18 protein-coding genes and 1 pseudogene are annotated in these 23631 nt (G+C 56.6%); 9 read left to right on the forward strand and 10 right to left on the reverse strand.

Going from position 1 to position 23631, the window contains the following annotated elements; all coding sequences use genetic code 11:
* Positions 1-118 precede the first annotated feature (118 nt).
* The 7 genes from LKG04_RS04265 to dnaA form a co-directional block, all read right to left on the reverse strand.
* Positions 119-718 carry a DUF3566 domain-containing protein gene (locus LKG04_RS04265; RefSeq protein WP_434734848.1) on the reverse strand — a complete coding sequence of 200 codons (600 nt, stop codon included), beginning with the start codon at positions 716-718 and terminating at the stop codon, positions 119-121.
* A gap of 156 nt (positions 719-874) precedes the next feature.
* The gene (gene gyrA / locus LKG04_RS04270; protein WP_291761302.1) at positions 875-3592 is read right to left on the reverse strand and encodes a DNA gyrase subunit A; all 2718 of its coding nucleotides are present in this window, start codon (positions 3590-3592) and stop codon (positions 875-877) included.
* Between the two features lie 240 nt (positions 3593-3832).
* A complete protein-coding gene (gene gyrB / locus LKG04_RS04275) occupies positions 3833-5911 on the reverse strand; it encodes a DNA topoisomerase (ATP-hydrolyzing) subunit B (protein WP_291761304.1) in 2079 nt (692 codons plus the stop codon).
* A 249-nt stretch (positions 5912-6160) separates the two neighbouring features.
* Positions 6161-6640 carry a DUF721 domain-containing protein gene (locus LKG04_RS04280; RefSeq protein ID WP_291761234.1) on the reverse strand — a complete coding sequence of 160 codons (480 nt, stop codon included), beginning with the start codon at positions 6638-6640 and terminating at the stop codon, positions 6161-6163.
* Positions 6637-8181, reverse strand: a complete 1545-nt coding sequence (locus LKG04_RS04285; protein ID WP_291761236.1) for a DNA replication/repair protein RecF — start codon at positions 8179-8181, stop codon at positions 6637-6639. Before LKG04_RS04285 ends, LKG04_RS04280 begins: the two co-directional genes overlap by 4 nt.
* Before the next feature lie 243 nt (positions 8182-8424).
* Positions 8425-9549, reverse strand: coding sequence for a DNA polymerase III subunit beta (gene dnaN, locus LKG04_RS04290; protein WP_291761238.1), 1125 nt, complete (start codon positions 9547-9549; stop codon positions 8425-8427).
* Between the two features lie 568 nt (positions 9550-10117).
* Complete coding sequence (gene dnaA / locus LKG04_RS04295; protein WP_434734851.1) at positions 10118-11572, reverse strand: chromosomal replication initiator protein DnaA; 1455 nt, start codon at positions 11570-11572, stop codon at positions 10118-10120.
* Between the two features lie 512 nt (positions 11573-12084).
* Here dnaA and rpmH point away from each other — a divergent pair.
* From rpmH to LKG04_RS04335, 8 genes and pseudogenes are all read left to right on the forward strand, one after another.
* The gene (gene rpmH / locus LKG04_RS04300) at positions 12085-12219 is read left to right on the forward strand and encodes a 50S ribosomal protein L34 (protein WP_273203573.1); all 135 of its coding nucleotides are present in this window, start codon (positions 12085-12087) and stop codon (positions 12217-12219) included.
* Between the two features lie 20 nt (positions 12220-12239).
* The gene (rnpA, locus tag LKG04_RS04305) at positions 12240-12620 is read left to right on the forward strand and encodes a ribonuclease P protein component (RefSeq protein ID WP_291761245.1); all 381 of its coding nucleotides are present in this window, start codon (positions 12240-12242) and stop codon (positions 12618-12620) included.
* On the forward strand, positions 12617-12916 hold the full coding sequence (yidD, locus tag LKG04_RS04310) for a membrane protein insertion efficiency factor YidD (protein ID WP_291761247.1): 300 nt from the start codon (positions 12617-12619) through the stop codon (positions 12914-12916). The genes rnpA and yidD overlap by 4 nt, the downstream gene beginning before the upstream one ends.
* Before the next feature lie 28 nt (positions 12917-12944).
* Positions 12945-13949, forward strand: coding sequence for a membrane protein insertase YidC (gene yidC, locus LKG04_RS04315; RefSeq protein WP_291761249.1), 1005 nt, complete (start codon positions 12945-12947; stop codon positions 13947-13949).
* Between the two features lie 227 nt (positions 13950-14176).
* Positions 14177-14704: pseudogene (locus LKG04_RS04320) on the forward strand (protein jag); the annotation flags it as partial.
* Positions 14705-15826: 1122 nt separating this feature from the next.
* Complete coding sequence (gene rsmG, locus LKG04_RS04325) at positions 15827-16516, forward strand: 16S rRNA (guanine(527)-N(7))-methyltransferase RsmG (protein WP_291761251.1); 690 nt, start codon at positions 15827-15829, stop codon at positions 16514-16516.
* A 569-nt stretch (positions 16517-17085) separates the two neighbouring features.
* Complete coding sequence (locus LKG04_RS04330) at positions 17086-18030, forward strand: ParA family protein (protein WP_291761253.1); 945 nt, start codon at positions 17086-17088, stop codon at positions 18028-18030.
* Position 18031: 1 nt separating this feature from the next.
* On the forward strand, positions 18032-19660 hold the full coding sequence (locus tag LKG04_RS04335) for a ParB/RepB/Spo0J family partition protein (RefSeq protein ID WP_291761255.1): 1629 nt from the start codon (positions 18032-18034) through the stop codon (positions 19658-19660).
* A 149-nt stretch (positions 19661-19809) separates the two neighbouring features.
* On the opposite strand, the gene LKG04_RS04340 is transcribed toward LKG04_RS04335, so the two are convergent.
* Positions 19810-20340 carry a hypothetical protein gene (locus LKG04_RS04340; RefSeq protein ID WP_291761257.1) on the reverse strand — a complete coding sequence of 177 codons (531 nt, stop codon included), beginning with the start codon at positions 20338-20340 and terminating at the stop codon, positions 19810-19812.
* A 562-nt stretch (positions 20341-20902) separates the two neighbouring features.
* Between LKG04_RS04340 and LKG04_RS04345 the strand changes: the two genes are divergently transcribed.
* Positions 20903-21112 carry a hypothetical protein gene (locus LKG04_RS04345; protein ID WP_291761259.1) on the forward strand — a complete coding sequence of 70 codons (210 nt, stop codon included), beginning with the start codon at positions 20903-20905 and terminating at the stop codon, positions 21110-21112.
* Positions 21113-21326: 214 nt separating this feature from the next.
* Here the strand turns inward: LKG04_RS04345 and trxB are convergent, their stop codons facing one another.
* Both trxB and LKG04_RS04355 read right to left on the reverse strand, forming a co-directional pair.
* On the reverse strand, positions 21327-22268 hold the full coding sequence (gene trxB, locus LKG04_RS04350; protein WP_291761261.1) for a thioredoxin-disulfide reductase: 942 nt from the start codon (positions 22266-22268) through the stop codon (positions 21327-21329).
* A 56-nt stretch (positions 22269-22324) separates the two neighbouring features.
* Positions 22325-23524 carry a D-alanine--D-alanine ligase family protein gene (locus LKG04_RS04355; RefSeq protein WP_291761262.1) on the reverse strand — a complete coding sequence of 400 codons (1200 nt, stop codon included), beginning with the start codon at positions 23522-23524 and terminating at the stop codon, positions 22325-22327.
* Positions 23525-23631 lie beyond the last annotated feature (107 nt).

Below are 23631 nucleotides of genomic sequence, written 5' to 3' on the forward strand. Positions count from 1 at the left end.
CAACATCCTCTTTGCCTAATTTATGAGAAGGTTGTCCAACGTCGTGCAGATTATGAGCGGGCATACGACTGATGGGTCAGGCCGATTCCATTCGCCGCGACGACTCACGCGGAAGGATTCAGTCATCACCAAGCGTGACGTGGACGCCGCCGACCAACGCGCTGGCTACGTTGTAAAGCCAGGCGAGGATGGTGGCGAGCAGCGTGAACAACACGACTTCGATGATCGAGAATATCGTGACGACGCTCAGCACCGTGCTCAGCGAGAACACGTCGGCAAGGTTGAAGTCGCCCGTATCCAAACCGGTCGACGAAACGATCTGCGTCACCTGGTCGAAAACACCGACGATGTTGAGCAGGAACCAAATCAGCGCCGCGGCCACGATCTGTATGATAGCCCCGGCTACGCCGAGCAGGAAGGTGACCTTAGCGACCGACCAGGCGTCGAAGTGAACGAAGGAGAGGCTCATGCGCCGGGCGCGCGGCGGACGGCGCTGATTCGAACCAGCTGACCGTGGCTCTGCCGCAGTCGGCGAAGCGCCGAACGCATTGGCCGGTTGATTCGATATGGACCGAGCCATTCTCGGGGCGTGCTCACGCGGGATCGCGTTTTGAATACGCATCTCACGCACACTTTCCCCGTCAGCGGCCTCAGCACCGGGTGCGAAACCATTCGATCTGATGGCGTCCGGCTCGTTGCCTTCAAGATTCTCGCTCATCGCTGCTCCTTGTCACTGATGGGTCACTGATGTCCTGTCCCAGCCATATGGGCCATGCTTCAAATCCTAGGCCGAGGCTACCAGCGTTCTGGGACGATTAGCGCCATCCTGCACAGTCTGCACAGTTTCTCGCCGCCGCATTGATGCCAATCCCAGTTACTGCAGGTCCTGCGAACCTGCTGCATCCCGTCCGTCCGGCGCCGCCGGGAATTCCGGTGTCTCGGGCGCGGCATCTGAACCGCTGCCACCGGCTGCTGCTGCGCGTCCGGCGCTGCCCCCGATTTCAGTAGCGGACAGCACACTCTGGGCAATGGCAGACACGGTTTGTGCGCCCTCAGATTCGACGCCGTCACCCTCGTCCTCATTCTGTTCCTCGTTGCGTGCGATGGACAGGATCTCGTCGCCCCTGTCGGGCTTCGCGAGCGTCACCCCTTGGGTGTTGCGACCGGTGCGATTCACCTCGGAAACGGCCGAGCGGATGACCTTGCCGGATTTCATGATAGCCATGACCTGATCAGTGTCCGAGACAATCAGCGCGCCGACGAGCGCACCGCGCCCTTCGGCCAAATGCACAGCCTTGACACCGTAGCCATTGCGGCCTTGCAGGCGGTATTCTCCGATCGCGGTGCGCTTGGCGAAGCCCTCGTTGGTGACCACGAGCAGATCCTGCTCGCTGGCGTCCGACACCACATCCATGGCGAGAAGCTCGTCGCCTTCGCGCAGGCGCATGCCCTGCACGCCGGCGGTCTGCCGGCCCATCGGGCGCAGCTGCTGGTCGTCAGCTTGGAATTTGAGGCTCATACCAAGCCGCGAAACCAAGATGATATCGTCATCGGCGTTGCATAGCGCGGCCCCGACCAGTTCGTCCGTGGGCTCTCCAGTCGCCTCGTCAGCCATCAGCCGCACGGCGATCAGACCGCCCTGACGCGGGGAATCGTATTCGGACAGCGCGGTCTTCTTGACCTTGCCCGAACGGGTGGCGAGCACGAGATATTTTGCCACTTCGTAGTTCGGGACGGAGAGCACGGTCTGGATGCTCTCGTCGGGACCAAGCTGCAGCAGATTCGCCACATGCTGGCCTTTCGAGTCACGCGAGCCTTCAGGCAGTTCGTAGGCTTTGATGCGGTAGACGCGCCCACGGTTGGTGAAGAACAGCAGCCAGTTGTGCGTCGAAGTGAGGAAGAAGTGGTCGACCACATCATCCTCACGCAGCTTGGCTCCCTTGATGCCTTTGCCGCCGCGATGCTGTGCACGGTATTCGTCGGCCTTTGTGCGCTTGACGAAGCCGGAATGCGTAACCGTGACGACCACGTTCTCCTCGGCGATAAGATCTTCGACGTTCATCTCGCCGGAGTACGGCAGGATCTTCGTGCGTCGCTCGTCGCCGTAACGCTCTACGATGCCGTCCAATTCGTCGCCGACGATCTGGCGCTGGCGTTCCGGATGCGCGAGAATATCGTCGTAATCGGCGATCTTGCGCATGAGATCCTCATGCTCGTCGAGGATCTTCTGGCGTTCCAGCGCTGCCAGACGGCGCAGCTGCATGGCCAGAATGGCATCGGCCTGGACCTGATCGACATCGAGCAGCTCCATCAGCCCGGTGCGCGCAGTCTCCACATCAGCCGAAGCGCGGATCAGGGCGATGACCTCTTCGATCATGTCGAGGGCCTTCAGGTAGCCCTGCAGAATATGGTCGCGTTCTTCGGCCTCGCGCTTCAAGTAGCGTGTCCGACGTTCGATGACATCCATCTGATGGCTGACCCAATGGCGGATGAAGGCGTCGAGGCTCAGCGTGCGCGGCACGCCGTCGACCAACGCGAGCATGTTCGCGCCGAAGGTCTGCTGCAGCTGGGAATGCTTGTACAGGTTGTTGAGCACGACCTTCGGCACGGCGTCGCGCTTGAGCACAAGCACCAGCCGCTGGCCAGTGCGGCCGGAAGTTTCGTCGCGCATGTCGGCGATGCCTTGGATCTTGCCGTCGCGCACGGCTTCGCGAATCGAGACAACGAGCCGATCAGGGTTGACCTGGTACGGCAGTTCCGTGACGACCAAGCACATGCGGCCCTTGATCTCTTCGGTGTTGACGACGGCGCGCATGGTGATGAGCCCGCGACCCGTTCGGTAGGCCTGCTCAATGCCCTTATGGCCAAGAATCGTGGCTCCCGTAGGAAAATCGGGGCCCTTGATGCGCTGTATCAGAGCCTCAAGCAGCTCCTCCCGGCTCGCATCGGAGTGGTCGAGCGCCCAGTGCACGCCATCGGCGACCTCATGCATGTTATGCGGCGGAATGTTCGTGGCCATACCCACAGCGATGCCAGATGAGCCGTTGACCAGCAGATTCGGGAAACGTGCCGGCAGCACGGTCGGCTCCTGCGTTTTGCCGTCGTAATTCGGCACAAAATCGACGGTGTCCTTGTCGATGTCGCGTACCATCTCCATCGCAAGCGGAGCCATGCGGCATTCGGTGTAACGCATAGCGGCGGCCGGGTCGTCGCCCGGGGAACCGAAATTGCCCTGCCCGTCGACCAGCATGTAGCGCATCGACCACGACTGGGCCATGCGCACGAGTGTGTCGTAGATCGCCGAATCGCCGTGCGGATGGTACTTGCCCATGACGTCGCCTACGACGCGCGAGCATTTGTTATAGCCGCGATCAGGACGGTAACCGCCGTCGTACATCGCGTAGATCACGCGCCGGTGCACCGGCTTCATGCCGTCGCGCACGTCAGGCAACGCGCGTTCGACAATGACGGAAAGCGCATATGCCAAGTAAGATTCGCGCATTTCCTGCTGCAGATCCATATGCTTGATGCGTTCGCCCTGCAGCAGACCATAGTCGGTGTTGTCATTCTCCTGCGGGCTGAGCGGCTCCATCGAGCCGTCGGGACTCGCCTGCCCGTTTATGCCATCCGTGTTATCAGTTTCGTCCGCCACGATGCTTCCCTTTGTCGTATTGCCTACTGCCTGCTGAATTATGTGATTGCTGCCGGCGTTGTGATGTGATTGCGAATTCTAATCCCTCAGCTGAGAGCCCATACGAGCCGCTCAGGGCGGCAGGGCGGACATGCACAGCACGTCCGACTGCAGCCGCTGTCTACGCGAGGTTCGCCGACGCTACGCATCGATGAACCTCGCGTCATGCGCGTTCCTCTGTATGAACAGCCTTCTTGGCTCGACCTCGTCGCCCATCAGCATCGAGAAGGTTTCATCGGCTTGCGCTGCGTCTTCGATGTGGATCTGCTTCAGAACCCGGTGCTCGGGGTCCATCGTCGTCTCCCACAGCTCTTGATAGCTCATCTCGCCCAAGCCCTTGTAACGCTGGATGCCTTCGCCCTTGGGCAGCTGGCGTCCGGCGGCCTTACCCTCGTTAAGCACGCGGTCGCGCTCAGCGTCGGTGTATACGAAATCATGCGCGCCCTTGGTCCACTTGAGCCGGTACAGCGGCGGCATGGCGACATACACATAGCCGGCCGTGATCATCGGGCGCATATAGCGGAAGAATAACGTCAGGTTCAACGTGGCGATATGTGCGCCATCCACATCGGCGTCGGCCATGATGATGACCTTGTGGTAGCGCACTTTGTTCAGGTCGAACTCCTCGCCGTACCCGCCGCCGACTGCGGTGATGAGCGATTCGATGGTTTCCGATTTCAACATGCGATCGAAGGACGCGCGCTCGGTGTTCAGAATCTTGCCGCGCAACGGCAGGATAGCCTGCGTGATCGGATTGCGGCCTTGAATCGCGGAACCGCCTGCGGAATCTCCCTCGACGATGAACAGTTCGCATTCCTCGGGGTTGCTCGACTGGCAGTCTTTGAGTTTGTCTGGCATGCCAGCAGTCTCGAAAATGGATTTGCGCCGGGTGTTTTCACGCGCTTTCTTGGCGGCGAGACGGGCGCGGGAAGCTTCCATCGACTTCTGGATGATGTTCTTGGCTTCGCCTGGGTGGGCGTCGAACCAATCGCCGAGTCGTTCGGTCATCACGCGCTGTACGAAGGTTTTCGCCTCGGAATTGCCCAGCTTGGTCTTGGTCTGGCCCTCAAACTGCGGGTTCGTGAGCTTGACGGACACGACGGCGGTCAGGCCTTCGCGCACATCGTCGCCGGAGAGGTTCTCGTCTTTTTCCTTGAGAATGCCCTTATCGCGCGCATAGCGGTTGACCAGCGAAGTAAGCGCCGCCCGGAAACCTTCCTCGTGCGTGCCACCTTCGGTAGTGGAGATGGTATTGGCAAAAGTGTGCACCGCCTCGGAATACGCCGTGGTCCATTGCAGGGCGATTTCGGCGGATATGCCGAGCTTCAGGTCCTCGGCCTCCAAATCGATCACGTCTTCTTCGATTGGGGTGGCCTTGCGTGACTTGACCAGATAGTCGACATAATCCCTGATGCCGTTCTCGTACTGGTAGCTGACGGTCTGCTGCAGCTCTTCAAGCGCGTTGTCGCCGTCGCCGGCGACTTCGTCCGTCTCGGCATGGCGCAGATCGGTCAACGTGATCCTGAGGCCTTTGTTGAGGAAGGCCATCTGTTGGAAACGCGACCGCAATGTCTCAAAGTCGTAGACCGTGGTTTCGAAAATCGCCGGATCGGCCCAGAACGTAACTGTTGTGCCTGTGCCTTCGCCTTCAGTCATCGGCTCGCCCTTGGCCAGCGGCGCGACAGCACGTTGATCCTTGAAATTCTGCCGCCAATGGAAGCCCTGCTGGCGCACCTCGACGTTAATGCGAGTGGACAGCGCGTTGACCACGGAAATGCCCACGCCGTGCAGGCCGCCAGAGACCGCGTACCCGCCGCCGCCGAATTTACCGCCGGCATGCAGCTTGGTCAGCACGGTCTCCACGCCGGAGACACCTTCGCCTGGCACCTCGTCGACCGGGATGCCGCGGCCGTCATCGGTGACGCGCACGCCGTTATCCGGCAGGATCGTCACTTCGATATGCGAGGCATAGCCGGCCAACGCCTCGTCAACGGAGTTGTCGACAATCTCATAGACCAGATGATGCAGCCCACGCGGGCCAGTCGAGCCGATATACATGCCTGGCCGGATGCGCACGGCCTCCAACCCTTCGAGTACTCGCAGGTCGCTGGCATCGTAGTGCGACGGAGCGAGCGAATCATCAAGCTGATGGTCGTCAAGCTCTTCGGAATCATCGGGCGTCTCCGCAGCATCGCCTGTGCCAGCTGCAGCCGACGCCATGTATTCGCCACGCACGCTGTTTCCTTGCTCATTGTCGTTATGCTCGATGTCATTATCGTCGATATCACCTTGAACGGTGGTATTGTCTGCCACAACGGTTCCTTCCTGCACTTCCGTTCGCACAAGGGGTTCAGGTGCGGGCGATACGCTCTAGAACGCAAATAACGGGGCCTTCTAGGCGTTTACATATACTGCGCGATATTCTACTAGCGAATAGGGACTTTATGGCTTACGAATGGGTTAGTGTGATTAATTCCTTCCCGCCCGCATCCGACCCCGGCCGAATGGTCCCGCATGCGGCCCGGTGACACGGATTTCGCGAATATCCAAGCCTTGCAGACGTTTGCGAATGGTCGCGCTCAACTGCGGCATGAGATACGTCAGCTGCGTGGCCCACACCGTTGATTCCGTGCGGATGGTCAGTATGCCCTCGTCGAATCCGACGACCTGGGAATGCTGCGCGATCCCCTGACCCACCACTTGATCCCAGTGGTTGCGCAGCTGCGCGATCTTGAGGTTCGGCAACCAGCCGCCGCGATCGGCCAGCACACGCAAAACCCCACCAAGCTTGTCCGGATCGCGTCCAGGCTTGCCGAAATTGTCCCATGCCTCTTCTTCGCGTTGCCGCCTGTCACGATATACTCCGGCCCTGGCGGCGAAGCGGTTGAAGATCTCAGCCGGCAGCTTGCGTTGATCAAGATGCAAAGTCGTGGCGATCGGCGGCGTCATGCCCGGCTCCCGCCTCGCATGGTCCGCAGCTGCGCCATGAGCTGATCATTGCCGTCATGCGAAGATGTTTTGAGCTGTGCCACATCGATGATGTTCGGTGTGATGCCGACGCCATCGTTATTGCCCATACCCGCGTCACCCAAACCACTGAAATCGGGGATATCGCTACGCGCGGCGACGGTAATGAACACCTGCTGCTGCGCGGCGGCGAAAGCGAGGATCTGCCGGCGTCTCGTTTCGTCGAGCTGGGCGAAGACATCGTCGAGAATGACGATGGGCGTCACGTCGCTTGCGCGCTGCACCACTTCGAACAATGCCATTTTGAGTGCCAGCGCCATTGTCCACATCTCGCCGTTCGACGCGAACTCGCGCGCGGGCATGCCTTCAAGTTCGAGGCTCATATCATCGCGATGCGGGCCGATGAGATTGAGCCCACGTGCTACCTCGCCCGGATAGATGCGCTGGAAGTGCCTGCTGATTGCTGCTTTGGCAGCATCGCTGCCGTTTCCCTCGCCTGGATCAAAGCCATGGCCACCGCGATCACCGCTGCAGTCGAAATCGCCGCTGCCGAACACTTCGGCGAATGACGGCTCATAGGCGAGCCGTGCGGCGTGCGAGGTTTGGCCCGATTCCGCTGCTTGGGCTGCTTGAGGCATCGGATCCGTCGCCATCAGCCATGACGGCTCCCGCCGATCGCGGTTCGCACCGGCAAGCGCGTCGTAGATCACGGCGAACGGCTCGCGCAACGTTTCGACGATACGCTGGCGATCTATGGTCAGGGCGATGCCCGCCTCAATGAACTGTCCGGTCCAGATCTCCAAGCCGCTTAAGGCCGCATTCGCATCTCCCTCGGACCGTTCGAGCTGCTTGAGCAGTGCGGACCGCTGTTTAGCTATCCGCGTGCAGGTTTGCAACCGATTCATATAGCCCGGCACAAGCAACGCGCCGGCCTGATCCAGGAAGCGGCGTCGCATTGCCGGATCTGCGGTGACCAGCCGCTGATCCTCCGGAGTGAAACAAACGCTCGGAATCCGACCGACGATATCGCGCAAATACAATGCCGCGCCACCGTTGATTCTGGCTCGATTCGCCCCACGCGCGGCGATGGTCGCCTCATACGTCGTGGCGTGCATCGCACGCGAATGCCCTGCACCGCTCGCCACCGGGAAATCGGTCATGATAGCGGCGGTATCGCCCCGGCTATAATCATCGGCCGTGCTGGTGGTGCCGGCATTGTCGCTGCTGCCGCCACCATTCGCCTCAGCGTCCGCCGCATCACCTGCCTTAACTGCAACCATCCCGCCGGTATTCATTTCATCGACATTGGCTCTGATCGTCGCCGACGCGGCTCCGCGCTCGACCAGCGGCAGCGAACTTGACGCCCGATGGCTCGAGCCGGTCGACATCACTTCGATCGCCTCAACGATATTTGTCTTGCCCAACCCGTTTGCGCCGTGCAGGATGTTGACGTTTGGCGTGAAATCGATGACGCAATGCTCCCACGATCGGAAATGGTCCAACGCAAGGCGGCTGATGTACACGGCGTTCTTTCTTGACTAGGCAAAGCGATTGGATTGAGGAACGTCATCGACAAGCGGTTTTGTTCCGACTACTTTTTAAATCCTAGAAAAAAGGGTAAAAAGATTATCCAGACGGATTCTTACTCGGTAAGTTCGGCTTCTTGATGGGGCCTCACCCTCACCTACGAGCAGCACAACGCTGTTCGCTTAACGGTTCGGCGTTGCATCTCACTGCAACGACCAGCTGGCTTAGCAATGAGTTCTTTAGTTGTTGTAGCGCATCGGCACCAAAAGGTAGCGATAATCCATCGATTCGTCAGAATCCGCCTCCTGCTGACCGTTGAATTCGACCGGTTTGACGGCCGTCGTCATTTTCATACGCACGTAGGGCTCGGTGATCGCGCTCAATCCCTCGATTAGGTAGGACGGATTGAAAGCGACGGTGATATCCTCTCCATCCAGATCGACGTCGAGGATCTCCCGTGCCTGCGATTCGTCGGCCGATCCGGCGCTCAGCAGCAGTTCCTGGCCGTTGAACTCCATGCGGATCGGGGCGTTGCGCTCGGCCACCAGCGAAACGCGCTTGATCGCGCCGATCAAAGCCTGCTTGTCGATGACCGCCTGCGTGGGGTATTCATCGGCGAACAAGCGGTCGATAGCTGGGAATTCACCATCGATCAGCTGGGAGGTCGAGACGCGTCCGGCGTTTTCGAAGCCGAGCAGTGACGGATTATCCACATCAAAGTCGATGACGACGTTCTGATGCTCGTCTAAAGCGCGTGCGACATCGCGCAGCAGCGAGCCCCGTACCAGCGTGACCGTCTGCGTATCGGCGTTCTGCGGCGTCCATGAGAAGGTGGAGCGCGACAAGCGGAAACGGTCGGTCGATGTCATGATGACCTTGTTGCCTTCGAATTGGACACGCACACCGGTCAGCACCGGGCGGTTCTCCTCACGGGAGACGGCCACGCTGGCCTGCGTCACTGCCTGCATGAAAGTCGGTGCATCGACCTGACCGAGCGTCGATGGAACAGCTGGCAAATCAGGGTATTCGCTCAATGGCATGAGTTGCAGCGTGAATGTGGATTTGCCCGAAGTGATGGTCAGCGAGGAATTCGAAGTTTCCAGTTGCGTTTTTTCTGCAGGCAGCGATTTCGTGATATCGGCAAGCAGTTTTCCGACGACCAGAATGCTGCCAGGCTCTTCAATGCTGGCCTCGATATGGTGACGGGCGGAGATTTCGTAGTTGAACGCCGAAAGTTGCAAGGTTCCGTCAATGGCTTCAAGCCGGACGCCTGAGAGAATGGGCTGGGCTGGGCGGGCGTCAATGACGCGCGTCGTCCAGGCTACGGCGTCCGCAAGGGCTGCGGAATCTATTTCTACCTTCATGTGTGTTCCTCGGTTCGCAAGTGCGGATTCTTAACAGGTTCTGTCGTTATTCTAGCGGTTCTTGCGCTGTGGCGTTGTGTTGTTTTGTTGGCAGGCGTTATCATCACGACGATGAACGTAAGAGATATCAAGTAGTCGTCATAATAAGGCCGGTGGATAGTGTGGATAAGTGCGCTCAAGCTCACTGCGAGTTGATGGGAATGGCTTATATCCAATGTGGATAATTACTGCATTGTGTGTGGATAACTTGTCGATTTATCCACAGCCGTGACGATGCGTTTGGGTTGTCCACATTTTCGGGTTCGCCATCCACGGGTTTTCCACCATCATGAACCCCTCTATCCACGACTTAGTCGCAGCTTTTACGCACATTTGTGTATAACCATGTGGATAACTTTATTTGCAGAAAGGTGTTTTCCGGTGTGTCGTGTGGGCCTGTGCAGCATGATATCCAAAACGTTCTGTGTGCGTCGTTCGTGCGGACAGGCTTGAGGAAACGTCGATGATTGGATCGGCGTCAGGCAGACAATGACAACGGAGCTGCGACAATAGGTCTGAAAATCGCGCCTCAGTCGTTGGGACGCTGTTTGAGGCGGACGGTGAGTTCCATCACGTAGTTGTAGATTTCCTGCTTCTCCTGCATTTCACCGGAGATGCGGGTGTAGGCGTGCATGACGGTGGTATGATCGCGCCCTCCAAAGACCTCGCCGATGTCGACCAGGCTCATGCTGGTCATCTCCCGAGCCAGATACATGGCGACTTGCCGGGCCAGCGCTACGTTCTTCGTGCGCGCACGCCCGACTAGATCATCGAAGGTTAAGTGGAAGTATTTGGCCACCTGGCCGATGATATCGGTTGGTTTGATTTCCACATCGGAGGTGAAGAAGTCCTGCAGCGTCTGTTCGGCAAGCGCGCGCGACACTGGCTGATTGCTCAACGAAGCGACCGCAGTGACGCGGGTGAGCGCGCCTTCGAGCTCGCGGATATTCTCGGTGAAACGCTCGGCGATGAGGTCGAGCACGTCATTGGGTATGTTCGAACGGCTCATCGACGCCATCATGCGCAGGATGGCGATTCGGGTCTCCAAATCCGGTGGCTTCACGTCGACGGTAAGCCCTGACTCGAATCGGGAGATGAGTCGAGCCTCGAATCCCTTGAGATTCTTCGGTGCCACATCGGATGCGATGACGATGCGTTTGTTCGCCTGGTACAGCGCGTTGAAGGTATGGAAAAACTGCTCGAGGGTCGCTTCCTTGCCGCCGAGGAACTGGATATCGTCGATGAGCAGCACATCGACCTCGCGGTAGCGCCGATTGAAGTCGGCAATCTGACCTTGGGCCTGGTTAGGGGTTTGCAACGCCTCGATGAATTCGTTGGTGAATTCCTCGCTGGTGACGTAACGGACTTTGACTGAATCGTCCTTGACCAGCGCATAATTCCCGATCGCATTGAGCAGATGCGTCTTTCCCAACCCCGAGCCGCCGTAAATGCACAATGGGTTGAAGTCTCGCCCCGATCCTTCGGCGACGGCCAATGCGACAGTGCGTGCGAAACGGTTGGAATCCCCAGGCACGAAGGTGTCGAAGGTGGCGTTCTTGTTCAGATGGGTCAACGGATCGAGGATGGCCTTGTGCTGGTCGACCGGGTAGGGGCGATCTTCGGTCAGCTCGGGCATCGGCTGCATGTGCTGGGGGGGTGCATCCTGCGGGTGGGATGCGAAAGCGAGTTGGGACGCCTGTGGTTGCGAAGCCGTGTTGGTTGCGGTGTCATCGGCAATGTAAGGCGCAGAGTGGGGCTGCTGCGCCTGCTCCGGGTATTGCGGCTGCGGCTGTTGCTCGTACGGATTCGCAGGCATTGGAGCCTCGTGCACTGCCATGGCGACTGGCACGATTTTGAATGCCGGAAACATATCCTGCCCGGACGCCATGTGCAAAGCCGCAAGCAACGGTTCGCTCAGTTCATTCTGCAACGCCTGCTGGGTGGAGATGTTGGCGACGCACAGCACGATTGTCGGTCCGTACACGGCCTCGGGAGTTACGCCTTCGAGCCAGCCTTTGGCGCGTGGCGTGAGCGAAGGGCTGTGCTGGAGGACGGCTAGCGTGGCGGACCAGAGGCGTGCGGCCTGCGCGGCCGGATCGGTATCGTCCGTCATAGCAACCCCCTCTTCCCTGCAAACTCCCTGTCATGCGTTATGGCGGGCGCCGCCTTATGCATGGTCATCGCATAAAAGTAAATACAGACGACATGTTTACTCCAAATCGTGGAAGTTATCCACAGTCTTGCGTGTTGCAATCGCTCAATTGTGAATAACATCGATGTTATTTGTGGATAAGTTCCGCTTGCACGAGGTCTTCTTCGTGGCGCTATTGCGCCGATTCTGGTCTGGCGTCGGCGCCGCGCAATCCCTGAGAAACCTCAAGCGTATGTGAAAGATTCACTGCCGTTTTGACTCTAGGTCAGGGGTGAGAGTACGTTAGTAGAGCTTGACTCATGAGGAGCCATACTTTTGCATGGCTGAAAACCGGGAGCTTACCTATGAAGAGGACATTCCAACCGAACAACCGTCGTCGCCACATGAAGCACGGATTCCGTGTGCGCATGCGGACTCGTTCCGGCCGCGCGCTGATCAACCGTCGCCGCAACAAGGGCCGCAAGTCCCTTTCCGCCTGAGGTCCAACGGCGTAGTGGACGTGGAGCGACTGCAGAGCCATCGTGATTTCGTCACTGTGCTGAAACGTCGCCGCAAGGTCGCCGCGAAGGATATCGTCGTACATTACTTGATGCGCGGCGATACCGCATTTCAAGCGGATAATGTCGCGTCGGTCCGGCGGCTGGGGCTTGCTGTCTCGAAGGCAGTGGGCAATGCAGTCGTGCGTAATGGTGTGAAGCGTCGTTTCCGTGTTTTGGCGCGGATGCATGAAGACGCGCTGCCGCCTGGTTGCGATATCGTCATGCGCGCGAAGCCTGGCGCTGCTTCAGCGTCGTTCCGGTCGTTGGATGCACAGGTGGCAAAGTCGTTTGACGATATCAGGGCAAAGACTTCGGCTGCGGGCACAGGGGACGGGTCATGACTAGTCATTTGGCGCAGGCCTGCCTAGGTGCTATCCGGTGGTACCAGCGGCGGATCTCTGCGAACACGCCGCCGCACTGTCGGTATTACCCGACTTGTTCCACGTATGCCGTCCAGGCCGTCGAACGGTACGGGGCGTTGCGCGGCGGGCTGCTCGCGGTGCTGCGTCTGCTGCGCTGCCGTCCGTGGAGTCGCGGCGGAATCGACGATGTTCCGCAGCGATATTCTGTGTTCTATCGATTTTCGTGGTCCAAAGCTCATGAAGAGCCGCGCCTGACGCCACTGGCCAACGATTAAAGGAGACGGCCACATCATGTTTAATTCCATGAATTCAGACAAGTTCCTTTTGGACAGCGGGTTTTTTGGCTGGCTGTACAAGATACTGACCCCTATCGAATGGCTCATGACGCAAATCATGGTGTTGTTCCATAAGCTGTTCGTGCTGGTCGGCATGCCGCGAGAAGGCGTGTCGTGGATTCTGGCCATTGTGTTTCTGGTGCTGGTGGTGCACGCCTGTATCCTGCCTATTTTCGTGCGGCAAATGAAGTCGATGCGCAAGATGCAGGAAATGCAGCCGAAGATGCAGCATATCCGCAACAAGTACAAGGGCAAGAAGGATCCGGCGAGTCGCGAGGCCATGAATCGCGAGATGACCAAGCTCTATCAAGACAATGGGGCGAATCCGGCCGGATCATGCTTGCCGATGCTCATCCAAGGCCCTGTATTCATGTGCATGTTCTACACGCTTTCGGCTATTCCGTATATCGCCAATGGCGTGCGCCAGCCTCTCGGTGCCTTCGATCGGGCGACAGCGACGCATTTCGCCAATACGAGCTTCTTCGGCGTCAAGATCACCACAACGTTCGGCCTGGCCGATTCCACAGGCAAGATCGTCATCGGCATTTTTGTCGCCCTGATGTGCGCGGCGATGTGGTTCATGCAGTTCAACAACATGCGCAAGAACCTGCCCCGTGCCCAGATGGAGGGTTCGCAGTACAAGATGCAGCAAGGCATGACGTGGGTCTTTCCGATTATGTACATCTTCTCCGGTGTCACCATGCCCTTCGCCGTGCTGATCTACTGGCTGACCAACAACATCGCCAATATGGTCCGTTCGATGTGGCAGGTCTACACGTTCCCGACCCCAGGCTCCCCTGCGGCCGAGGAGAAGGAGGTGCGCGACCATGAGCACGAGAATGTCCGTCGAAAGCGTACCGGGCAGATCTCCCTTGAAGAGGAAGAACTGGTGAAGGCCAAAGAGGCTGCCGAACAGCGCGAAAACCGAGGGTTCCAGCGCCAGCAGCCAAAGCGCAAAGGCCACAAGAAGTAGGCGGCACGAGTGCGTGCTGACTGGCAGCATGACGTGGATTGCCTGGTTCGCCGTCATGTTTGCCGTAGCTGTTGTAGTTTTGATTGCGGTGTTTCACGTGAAACACCGCAAGCGGATTCTTGCTATGAGGCGTATTGGGTATTCGGCTGAGATGCAGGGATTCGGCCGTGTACATGAATAAGACTGTTAGACTTTGTAAACCAAGGAATGACGTAAAGGAGTTCATGATGGCTCAGGAAGAACCTAAGACGATAGAACAGCTCAATGAAGAAGCTGATATTGCGGCCGATTATCTGGAAGGCTTGCTTGATATCGCGGATTATGAAGGCGACATCGAAATGGGTGTGCGCAATAATCGCCCGACTGTTCAAATTGTTGCTGACGATGATACGGACATCAAGCATCTGATCGGTCGAAATGGCGAGGTCGTCGACGCGTTACAACAGTTGACGCGACTCGCCGTGCAGCAAAAGACAGGCGACCGTTCGCATCTCATTCTTGATGTCGATGACTACCTCAAGCGCAAACGCCAGCATTTGCGTGATCTCGCGCTTGATGCGATCGACGAGGCGAGGGAGACGGGCGAACCTGTCGACTTGAGTCCTATGAACTCTTTCGAACGTAAGGTGGTTCATGACCTTGTTCGCGATGAGGGCTTGAAATCGCGTTCCCACGGTGAAGAGCCGCACCGCTACGTCAGTATTTTCGTCAAGACGGGAACGCAGGACGCAGTTAGTGATGGTGACGGTGAGGATGCAGCGGTCGGGGCGGCGGCCGACGAAGCTGTCGCTGAGCCTGCAACAGGTCGCGATGACGTCGTTGACGATGTGCTTGCCAATGACGATGTCGATGGTGGTGAAGGCGATCCCGGAATCGAGATCGGCTCGGATGCCGATATGGAAGATGTAGTCGACGATGTCGAGGTGGATGGCGGTCCCGAGGATAATGCTACTGATCCTGGCGATGATAAGGCTGCTGAATGAGCTGGGCGGACTGCGCAATGTGATCCGGCCCCGACGTGTACCGTCGGGGCCGGTGGCGTCTTCGCCGAATTTTTGCGTTGGTTTGGGCGTGGAGGTCTCTGGTAGGCCCTGTGCCTCTGGTAGACCCTGTGGGGTTGTGATATGCGAGATCTGAGGAGAGAGTATAACTGAGAGGAGTTTTACAGTGCGGCGGACGCTGCATATGTAAGCTGTACGCCGCAGGGTATGTAAGACAATCATCGGCTGACTATTGGGAATGCCGGGCAGTTGAAGTACACAGATGCGCGCTATTTGGGACTTTGATTTGACAACATACTGATATATGCAGGTGGTTTTCGTCAGGTCGGCGCATCATGCTGATTTGCGCCAGCAATAGTTGTGTTCAATTGAGAATTCATGAATGGGGCGTATGTCGTCTCAGCTGTGTTCCCGGAGCAGATTTTGTTTTGGTGAAGCAGACCATGATGTTGTTTACTTTGTTGGTGATTTGCCGCTGGTTATTTCTCGTGAGGGGGAGACTGCTTATTGATGTCGAATGTCTATGTGCAGGCATATTCGTTGTGCAATGCCCGTCGGCACTGATCTACCGCTGACCTGTCACTGATGTATGGCCGCATAGGATGAAGATGTATTTCGGACAAGAACTGTGGAATTTTCTGGGCATTGTTGAGTTTGCATGTCTGTGTCCTGCTTAGCTTGAAAGAAATCGCTACTGCGTCAAATGTTGCCAACCGTTTTCTGCTCTGTCGGCATACAGGAATACCAATACGAGTGACACTACGGAGCATAAGGCAATTCTTATTCAATATTAGTTTTGCGGCAGCCCGATGCAGTAGCATAGAACAAGTTGCCGAAGACGAGAACGGATTGAGACGCAAAGGGAAGAGTGCATATATGACGGAGTACGCAGTTCATACAGATGCGGAAATTGAGGACTCTGGAGTCGCCAAGCGCGTATTGGGTGATGCATTTGCGTCATGTGAATTGTTTCACGTGAAACTTTCCACGGAAGGTGAATTACGCGGAATTATAGGACCCCGTGATGTCGACATTCTCTGGGAGCGCCATATTCTGAATTCAGCAGCAATTGTGCCATTCATTCGTCAGGCTTCAGCACATCAAAGGCTCAAGACTGTAGCCGATGTGGGAAGTGGGGGTGGATTCCCGGGTCTTGTCGCTGCAGCTTGTCTCCCCGATTATGAATTCACACTTATCGAGCCCATGGAACGGCGCTGCGAGTGGCTCCAGGAGTGCATTGATCTTATGCAGTTGACAAATACCCGTATACTGCGCAATCGTGCCGAAGAGGCTATTGCCCGGATACATGATGATCATTCGTTCCATCCTTTTTCCGTTGTCACGTGCCGTGCCGTTGCTCCTATGAAGAGGCTCAGCGCATGGACCCTGCCTCTTGTGGCAGCAAAAGGGCAACTCATCGCATTAAAAGGAAGGTCGGCTCAGACGGAGATCGAGAAAGCTGCCTCCGCGATAGCGAAATCAGGCGGGATGCGGCCTCGCGTGGTAGAGGCGCCGGTCGGTCCAGATATGGAGCCCACGCACGTGGTGATTGTCGATAGGCGGTAGCCGGAATAGTTGAGCAGACACAGATTCTGCTTTCCGTTACTGACGTCGAATTCATATTTTACGGGCGTACTTATCAGGGTCAGCTGAATCTGATGACTGAAAAGCATGCAGGGCAGCACTAGTCATTCGTGGCGTGTGCCTTTGATTTATGAGATCTGGCATGTGAGTCCTAGGACCAAGCTCAATTGCAATGTTTATGTGCGAGTGAATCTTTGTTACTTTGTATTGACGTTGGAGAATGTTTCACGTGAAACATCGCGCATGAGATTTCACTGCAAGTATCACTCGTGAAGTTATCCACAATAGAGCAACAGGATTTTAGTTATCCACAGAAAGTGTGTATAGAACATCATACGATGAAATCATTCTCGCACTTGGGTTTAACTGCAATGAAGAAAAAGTTATCCACATAGTTATCATTAGTTATACACAGTTATCCACATTTTTGAACAAAATGCCGAAGATGTATTCTGTCCACCCAAGTGACGAAACTGGAACAACTGTCATTCGGGAATCGAAGCGTCAACGGCCGACATGTGTTGGAAAGCAACGGAGAAAGGGCATTCGTTATGGAATCTGCTGCGGAAACCATTCAACGCATTTTTGGTGATGCCCGAAGCTCTGTCGGAGCTGAAATGGCTGAGACGACTACACACTACGAGCGTCTTCAAAAAATTGAATTTCCTAGACCTTCTTCGACAAGATATATAGCAGTCGCGAACCAAAAAGGCGGAGTCGGCAAAACATCGACAACGGTGAATATCGCTGCGGCGCTTGCGCAGGCGGGAGCTCGTATACTGTTGATCGATATGGATCCACAGGGGAATGCCTCTACTGCACTTGGTGCCCAGCATAATTCAGGGGATGTGTCGGTATATGACGTTCTTGAAGGAAGACGGGGAATCGAGGATGTGCGTCAACGGTGTGCGGAATTCCCCTCCCTCGATGTCGTGCCCTCATCGATTGATCTCAGCGGGGCCGAGCTTGAAGTAGCCAATCTGGACGAAAGAACATATCTGCTCAAGCATGCCCTTGATTCTTTCTTGGCACAATCTGAAGATCACTATGACTATGTCTTTGTTGATTGTCCTCCAAGTCTTGGTTTATTAGTCATCAATGCGATGTGCGCCGTTACGGAAATGCTTATTCCCATTCAGGCAGAATATTATGCGCTCGAAGGGTTAGGCCAGCTGATTCATACAATCGGACTTGTGCAAAAGCATTATAATTCTTCGCTTTTGGTGTCGACGATGCTAGTCACGATGTTTGATAAACGCACGTTGCTCAGTCGAGAAGTATACGAGCAGGTGAAAAAACATTATCCCAATATTGTATTGGACACAACCATTCCCAGAACAGTAAAGATATCCGAAGCGCCCAGTTTCGGGCAGAGTGTGATCAGTTATGACCCACGGGGGATAGGGGCTGTCGCATATGTAGAAGCTGCTCTTGAGATTGCGCAGCGTTCGCCTACGGTTTTGGCTGCGATTGAATTAAAACAAGGAGAGAACTGACATGGCCACGAAATCACGGTTAGGTAAAGGACTTGGAGCCTTATTTCCAGACCTTCCCGGAGAGCCGTTGTCGCTGAATGTGGATCACAGTAATGAAAATGTCCCACAACGCCCTTCTGCTGTATTAGAGGCGAATTCTGGTTCACATGGTTCACGCAGTTCGAATGCTTCGAACGGTTCTGAAAATCCTCAACGGGTTTCGCTGAATGCTGCACCGGTAGATCCGACCCATCAACCGGAGGAGAGCAAAGAATCGGGCATCAGGCATGATTCTTCCGCGAATCGTCATGTTTCACGTGAAACATCAGAAATAAGAAAACAAGGGCGGAGCAACAAAAAGGAAAGCACTATTTCTACAGCGACGCCGAATGTTTCACGTGAAACATCGAGAAAAACGAAGAAAAAGCGTGTGAGTATTCCCACGCTCAGTGAAATAGCGCATCCGAGCGATATGTTCTTCGGCGACATCACGAGCGAGGGCGCAGTATCTCAGCGGCGAGATATGGAAAATCAAACCAGGAACGCAAGCCGGGGGCAGGTTCTTCCAAACGAGAAGGCGACTGCGGAAGCAGGCGAACAGGGAAGCAACACTACAACGAACGAAAATATCCCAGCCGAAACCGAACTCGCTCCCGTGCAAGGCGGGTATCTTGCCGAAATCAAGGTCTCTGATGTTGGCCCCAATCTTCATCAGCCTCGAACCGTATTCGACGAGGACGAATTAAAGGAACTTGCCGACTCAATACAAGAGGTCGGCGTACTGCAGCCAATTGTTGTGCGGAAAAGGCCTCAGAATCAGCAGCCAAAAAACGGTGCGCACGATGTAGGTTCATGGGCGCCCTTGGTGCATGAAGCCAAAGCCGAATTCTCGGAGTCAGCGGCAGCGACTCAAAAGAGCACGCCGAATACACTTGGTGTGGTTATTTCCCCAGCAGACCGTATGGATGGCGTCTATGAGCTGATTATGGGGGAACGTCGCTGGAGAGCTTCGCAACTGGCCGGGCTTGAGACAATTCCGGCTATCGTTAAAACCACTGCCAACGATGATATGCTTCGCGATGCGTTGCTGGAAAATCTTCACCGTGTGAACCTCAATCCATTGGAAGAGGCTGCAGCGTTCCAGCAGATGATCAAGGAATTCGGGTTGACTCAGGCTGAGCTGTCCCGTGCGATTTCCAAGTCGCGTCCGCAAATCGCCAATACTTTGCGGCTGCTGAATCTCCCAGGTTCTGTGCAGAAGAAAGTGGCTGCCGGAGTGCTTTCCGCTGGTCATGCCCGTGCGTTGCTGTCGCTGCCCAGCCAGGCAGAAATGGACAAGCTTGCGACAAGGATTATAGCCGAGGGCCTTTCCGTTCGCAGCACCGAGGAAATCGTCGCGATGTGGTCTGCGACGGTTGATCAGCCGGAAAAGCCGAAAGCACCGAAAAACAATCCATGGTCTGATTCGCCAATCCAACGCAATCTGGAAAATCGGTTCGATACTAAGGTATCTATCAGGGGAAATCACAAACACGGTCGGATTGAGATTGTCTTCTCCTCTCCCGAAGATATGGATCGCATCGTCAGCCTATTGATGCCCACCACTGGGTCTTCGGGCGATCAGGCGACAACTCAACCGGAATGGGTGTGAAAAGATCATCATAGCTCACAGACGGCTGGTCGTAGGCGGCTAAGGGCAACGAGCGATGTGCAGCAAGCCAATAGTTTCATAACCATTTACAGTCACCAGCATCTTAGTTTCACCTCATCGTTAGTGAATATCACAGGTCTGCCTCATAATCATGAGAACGGTTCATTGAAAATCTCGGAAGGAATGTGCGCTCGGGCGACTGAAACGTATATGCCCGAATGCTGGTAATACGTCGGGTACATATTGCCCTCCCATGATTCCATGTAACGGATGGGATCGCGCACCTCTTTCGGACTGACACCAAGGCTGAATTCAGCGCCGCACGCCTTCTTGAAATGCATGCGTTGCACTGTTTGGGTGAAGGAACCGGTCCCAACAGCATTGCCGCTGATCTTCTCCTCCTCGCTGTATCCATAATCGGCAGCGATAGTCACTGATCCTTGCGCCAAGTCGATCGCAGTATGGGCGAGCATGAATCCAGCGACAGCAAGGAAATACAGGGCGCCCAGTCCGAAGCCGAAGTATGCTGCCAGATACAAGGTGTATGGACCGCACGGCGGATTATTCCTCCAGTGGTAATGCAGGCATACGCCCAATAGAATGCCTGCGACAGGCAATCCAAGCGAAAAGAACAAGGAGGTCGCGGCATTGGATTCCGGAACGAAATGCGTGAAAATCAATCCTGCGCCAGTGCCACCACAATCACTTGCGCGACATGGATCGTTATCTCACGCAGCGACAGAGACAGTTCGCGATGGGGCTCATCTGATCGCCAGTCACCGCCACGGGGCATCCTGGCTTGGATCTCCCTCAACTGCATAGGGAAGAGCATGATCAATAGAGTGCCTATCACCAGCCGGAACAATCCCTGATACCGTGGGAGAACAGTCCTATCAGCCCCATTATGGGCCCTAAAACATACGGTAGACAGGAAAGATGATAATCATGACGACGCCAATCATGGTGAGTACCCAGCTTGCTCCAGTCACTGTTTTCCATAAATGTCGCAACGCCGACGTCCGGAAAGGAACAGGGCCAAGGTCAGAATGGGATATTGAATCTGATTCCGCCTGGGATTGAGCAGAATAGGACGGGAGATCTTCCCCTGGTCTCATTATCCGAAACATATGGCGTCTCGGCATCATTTATGGCGAGCCCTCAGCTATAAAGCCATATCCATCAAATGGTGTATGAACATGATACGCCACTTGGCGACAGACGACGGCATGCGCATCGTAACGAATGGATGTCCAAGACGGCGGCGGCAAGAAAACCGACAGCCCAACGAATATCGGCATACAGGCGATATTGCCTGAATCTGTGAATACCGACGATCTGGCGCGCATCATGGTCGCCGTGATTTACGGCAGATATGCGCTGTGCGATCAGCCTGGTGCAATCGCCGCGAAGCAGCCAGGCGGTCCGAAGTCCGTTTCGGCTACAGAGCTTTAACGTCAGCGGACGTTTGCAACACGCTGCTGAAGTGCGACCGATGGCATACGGATCCCGATGCCACCCTCACTTCCACGTGGAACGACGTCGACAGATCGCAGTGGCGGGTACAGCTCAAAGAACCCGGTGTTGGTGTGTTCTAACCGGCGGGTATATGGTCAAAGAAAGTGCAGTCTTGGGCGTAATGGTAATGCGGTCGGAAGAAAGTTCAGCCTTACGCACCCAGTTCGTCCAGATACGCCTGCGCGTCAAGCGCGGCGCGGCAGCCGGTGCCAGCGGCGGAGATGGCCTGGCGGTAAACGCTGTCGACGCAGTCACCGGCGGCGAACACACCGGCGAGCGAGGTGCACGTGGATGCGCCTTCGGTCGTGATATAGCCATGTGCATCGAGATCCAACGCACCATCGAGGAAGCCAGTGGCGGGATTGTGCCCGATGGCTACGAAGACGCCACTGGCCGGCAGCGTCGTGGTTTCGCCGGTTGTGACGTTCTTCACCGTTACCGATTCGGCCTCTTTGTCATTGCCGTTGACTTGCTCGACGACGGAGTCAAGCACGAAGGAGAGCTTGTCATTGGCTTTGCCGCGGTCGACCATGATTTTGGAGGCGCGGAACTCGCTGCGGCGGTGGATCAGCGTGACCGAAGAGCCGAAGCGGGTGAGGAAATCAGCGTCTTGAAAGGCGCTGTCACCGCCACCGACCACGACGATGGGCTTATCGCGGAAGAAGAAGCCGTCGCAGGTAGCGCAATAGGAGACGCCTCGGCCCGAATACTCCGCCTCACCGGGCACGCCCAACTTCCTGTAATCAGAGCCGGTCGTAATGACTACCGCGCGGGTCCGATAGGTGTCGCCGCCGTCGCAGGTGATGCTTTTCGCGTCCCCCTTCAGATCAACCGACACGACATCGTCCCAAAGAATTTCCGCGCCGAATTTTTCAGCCTGATGCTGCATCGCATCCATAAGGTCCGGCCCCAGAATGCCATCAGGGAAGCCGGGGTAGTTCTCCACTTCGGTCGTGTTCACCAGCTGGCCGCCAGGGGTGACCGCTCCGGCAATCACCAGTGGCTTATAGCCGGCGCGGGCGAGGTAAATCGCCGCCGTATAGCCGGCAGGGCCGGAGCCGATAATCACTGCATCGCGTATGTTTTCAGTCATGGGCACCACGCTACCATCACCGGTGCAGCGGCTGAGCCTTGGGCGCAATGGGTCGCTCAGTTATGCGGTTGGACACGATCTTGGCGCAGCACTGATTCCACAAGCTGCGAATACAATTCGGCCAGATCATATCCGGCGGCGACAGCGGCCTGTGGCAGCAGCGAAGTATCAGTCATGCCGGGGGCGACATTCGATTCGAGGAACCTCGGGACACCATTGGCGTCGACGATGAAGTCGGTGCGCGAGATGTCGCGTAGGCTCAAGGTCCTGTGCGCCGCCAGCGCCGCATCTTGCGTAGCCTTGAGCACGGCGGCGGGGAGCCGGGCGGGAACGTAGAAGTCGGTAGGACCGGGAGTGTAGCGGGCATCGTAATCATACGTGCCGTTCGGCGTCACAATCTCCAGCGGCGGCAGCACCAGCGGCTCGCCATCGATTTCCAGCACCGAAACCGATACTTCCGTGCCAATGACCGCCCGCTCGACCAGAGCGACCTGCCCGTAGGCGAAGCAGCTGACCATGGCCTGCGGCAGTTGCTTCGCATCGGTCACGAGCGTGCAACCGAGCGCCGATCCTCCCATCGTCGGCTTAATGAAGAGCGGCAGTCCCAGCGAATCGACAAGCAGCTCCATGATCTTACCTGCCCCGAGCTCGCGGAACATCGATTCGGGCAACGTGACCGAATGCGAAGTGCTCAGGCCGGCGAGCTTGCGCACGACGTTCTTCGCGATGGGCTTGCTCCACGCCGTGCGCGAAGCCTTGGCGCGCGAGCCGATATATGGCAGCGCTTCCATCTCGAGGATGTCGCGGATCGAACCGTCCTCGCCGTTCGCCCCGTGCAGCAGCGGCCAGACGATGTCGGGTCGGGTAGCCGGGTCCGAAAGATATTGCAACAGTTCGCTGTCCATATCATGGAAGCTGACCTGCCAGCCGGCGTCGTCAAGGAAGCCGCCGACACGATGGCCCGAGCTCAGGGATACGTCGCGTTCATGGCTCAGACCGCCGCAGATGATCAGCACCTTGGTTTCGCCGCGTGGCCGCACCTTTGATGCGGCCACGTCTCTCTGGGTGGCCTTCTTTAGGGCAGCCGATCTGCGCCCAGATCCAGCTGCCGGGCGTTCGGTCTGTTCGCCGTCAGCGGCCTTGCTGTCCGCGAACAGTATGTCTGCATCTTTTCCCGCAGTGTTCTTCCCTGCTGTACTCCTCTGCCCCGATTGCGTTGCCGCGTCGGCGGAAGGATCATCCTGAATCGTTGCCATGGCGTTCGCCTTTCTTGGAAACTCTATTGCTATGCCTTATTTCTGTGCGTTATGCCTACGACGATACTGTGCGTTGGTTGCGTGGGAATCACGTCGTACAGAAGTCC

Source organism: Bifidobacterium sp. (assembly GCF_022640935.1).
GTDB lineage: Bacteria > Actinomycetota > Actinomycetes > Actinomycetales > Bifidobacteriaceae > Bifidobacterium.

Coding starts and splice junctions, on each gene's coding strand:
- rsmG (WP_291761251.1), top strand. CDS start 15,827: ATGACGGAGTACGCAGTTCATACAGATGCGGAAATTGAGGACTCTGGA.
- gyrB (WP_291761304.1), bottom strand. CDS start 5,911: ATGGCGTCGGCTGCAGCTGGCACAGGCGATGCTGCGGAGACGCCCGAT.
- LKG04_RS04355 (WP_291761262.1), bottom strand. CDS start 23,524: ATGGCAACGATTCAGGATGATCCTTCCGCCGACGCGGCAACGCAATCG.
- yidC (WP_291761249.1), top strand. CDS start 12,945: ATGAATTCAGACAAGTTCCTTTTGGACAGCGGGTTTTTTGGCTGGCTG.
- LKG04_RS04335 (WP_291761255.1), top strand. CDS start 18,032: ATGGCCACGAAATCACGGTTAGGTAAAGGACTTGGAGCCTTATTTCCA.
- trxB (WP_291761261.1), bottom strand. CDS start 22,268: ATGACTGAAAACATACGCGATGCAGTGATTATCGGCTCCGGCCCTGCC.
- gyrA (WP_291761302.1), bottom strand. CDS start 3,592: ATGGAGCCGCTCAGCCCGCAGGAGAATGACAACACCGACTATGGTCTG.
- yidD (WP_291761247.1), top strand. CDS start 12,617: ATGACTAGTCATTTGGCGCAGGCCTGCCTAGGTGCTATCCGGTGGTAC.
- LKG04_RS04280 (WP_291761234.1), bottom strand. CDS start 6,640: ATGACGCCGCCGATCGCCACGACTTTGCATCTTGATCAACGCAAGCTG.
- LKG04_RS04330 (WP_291761253.1), top strand. CDS start 17,086: ATGGAATCTGCTGCGGAAACCATTCAACGCATTTTTGGTGATGCCCGA.
- LKG04_RS04265 (WP_434734848.1), bottom strand. CDS start 718: ATGAGCGAGAATCTTGAAGGCAACGAGCCGGACGCCATCAGATCGAAT.
- LKG04_RS04345 (WP_291761259.1), top strand. CDS start 20,903: ATGGATGTCCAAGACGGCGGCGGCAAGAAAACCGACAGCCCAACGAAT.
- dnaN (WP_291761238.1), bottom strand. CDS start 9,549: ATGAAGGTAGAAATAGATTCCGCAGCCCTTGCGGACGCCGTAGCCTGG.
- rpmH (WP_273203573.1), top strand. CDS start 12,085: ATGAAGAGGACATTCCAACCGAACAACCGTCGTCGCCACATGAAGCAC.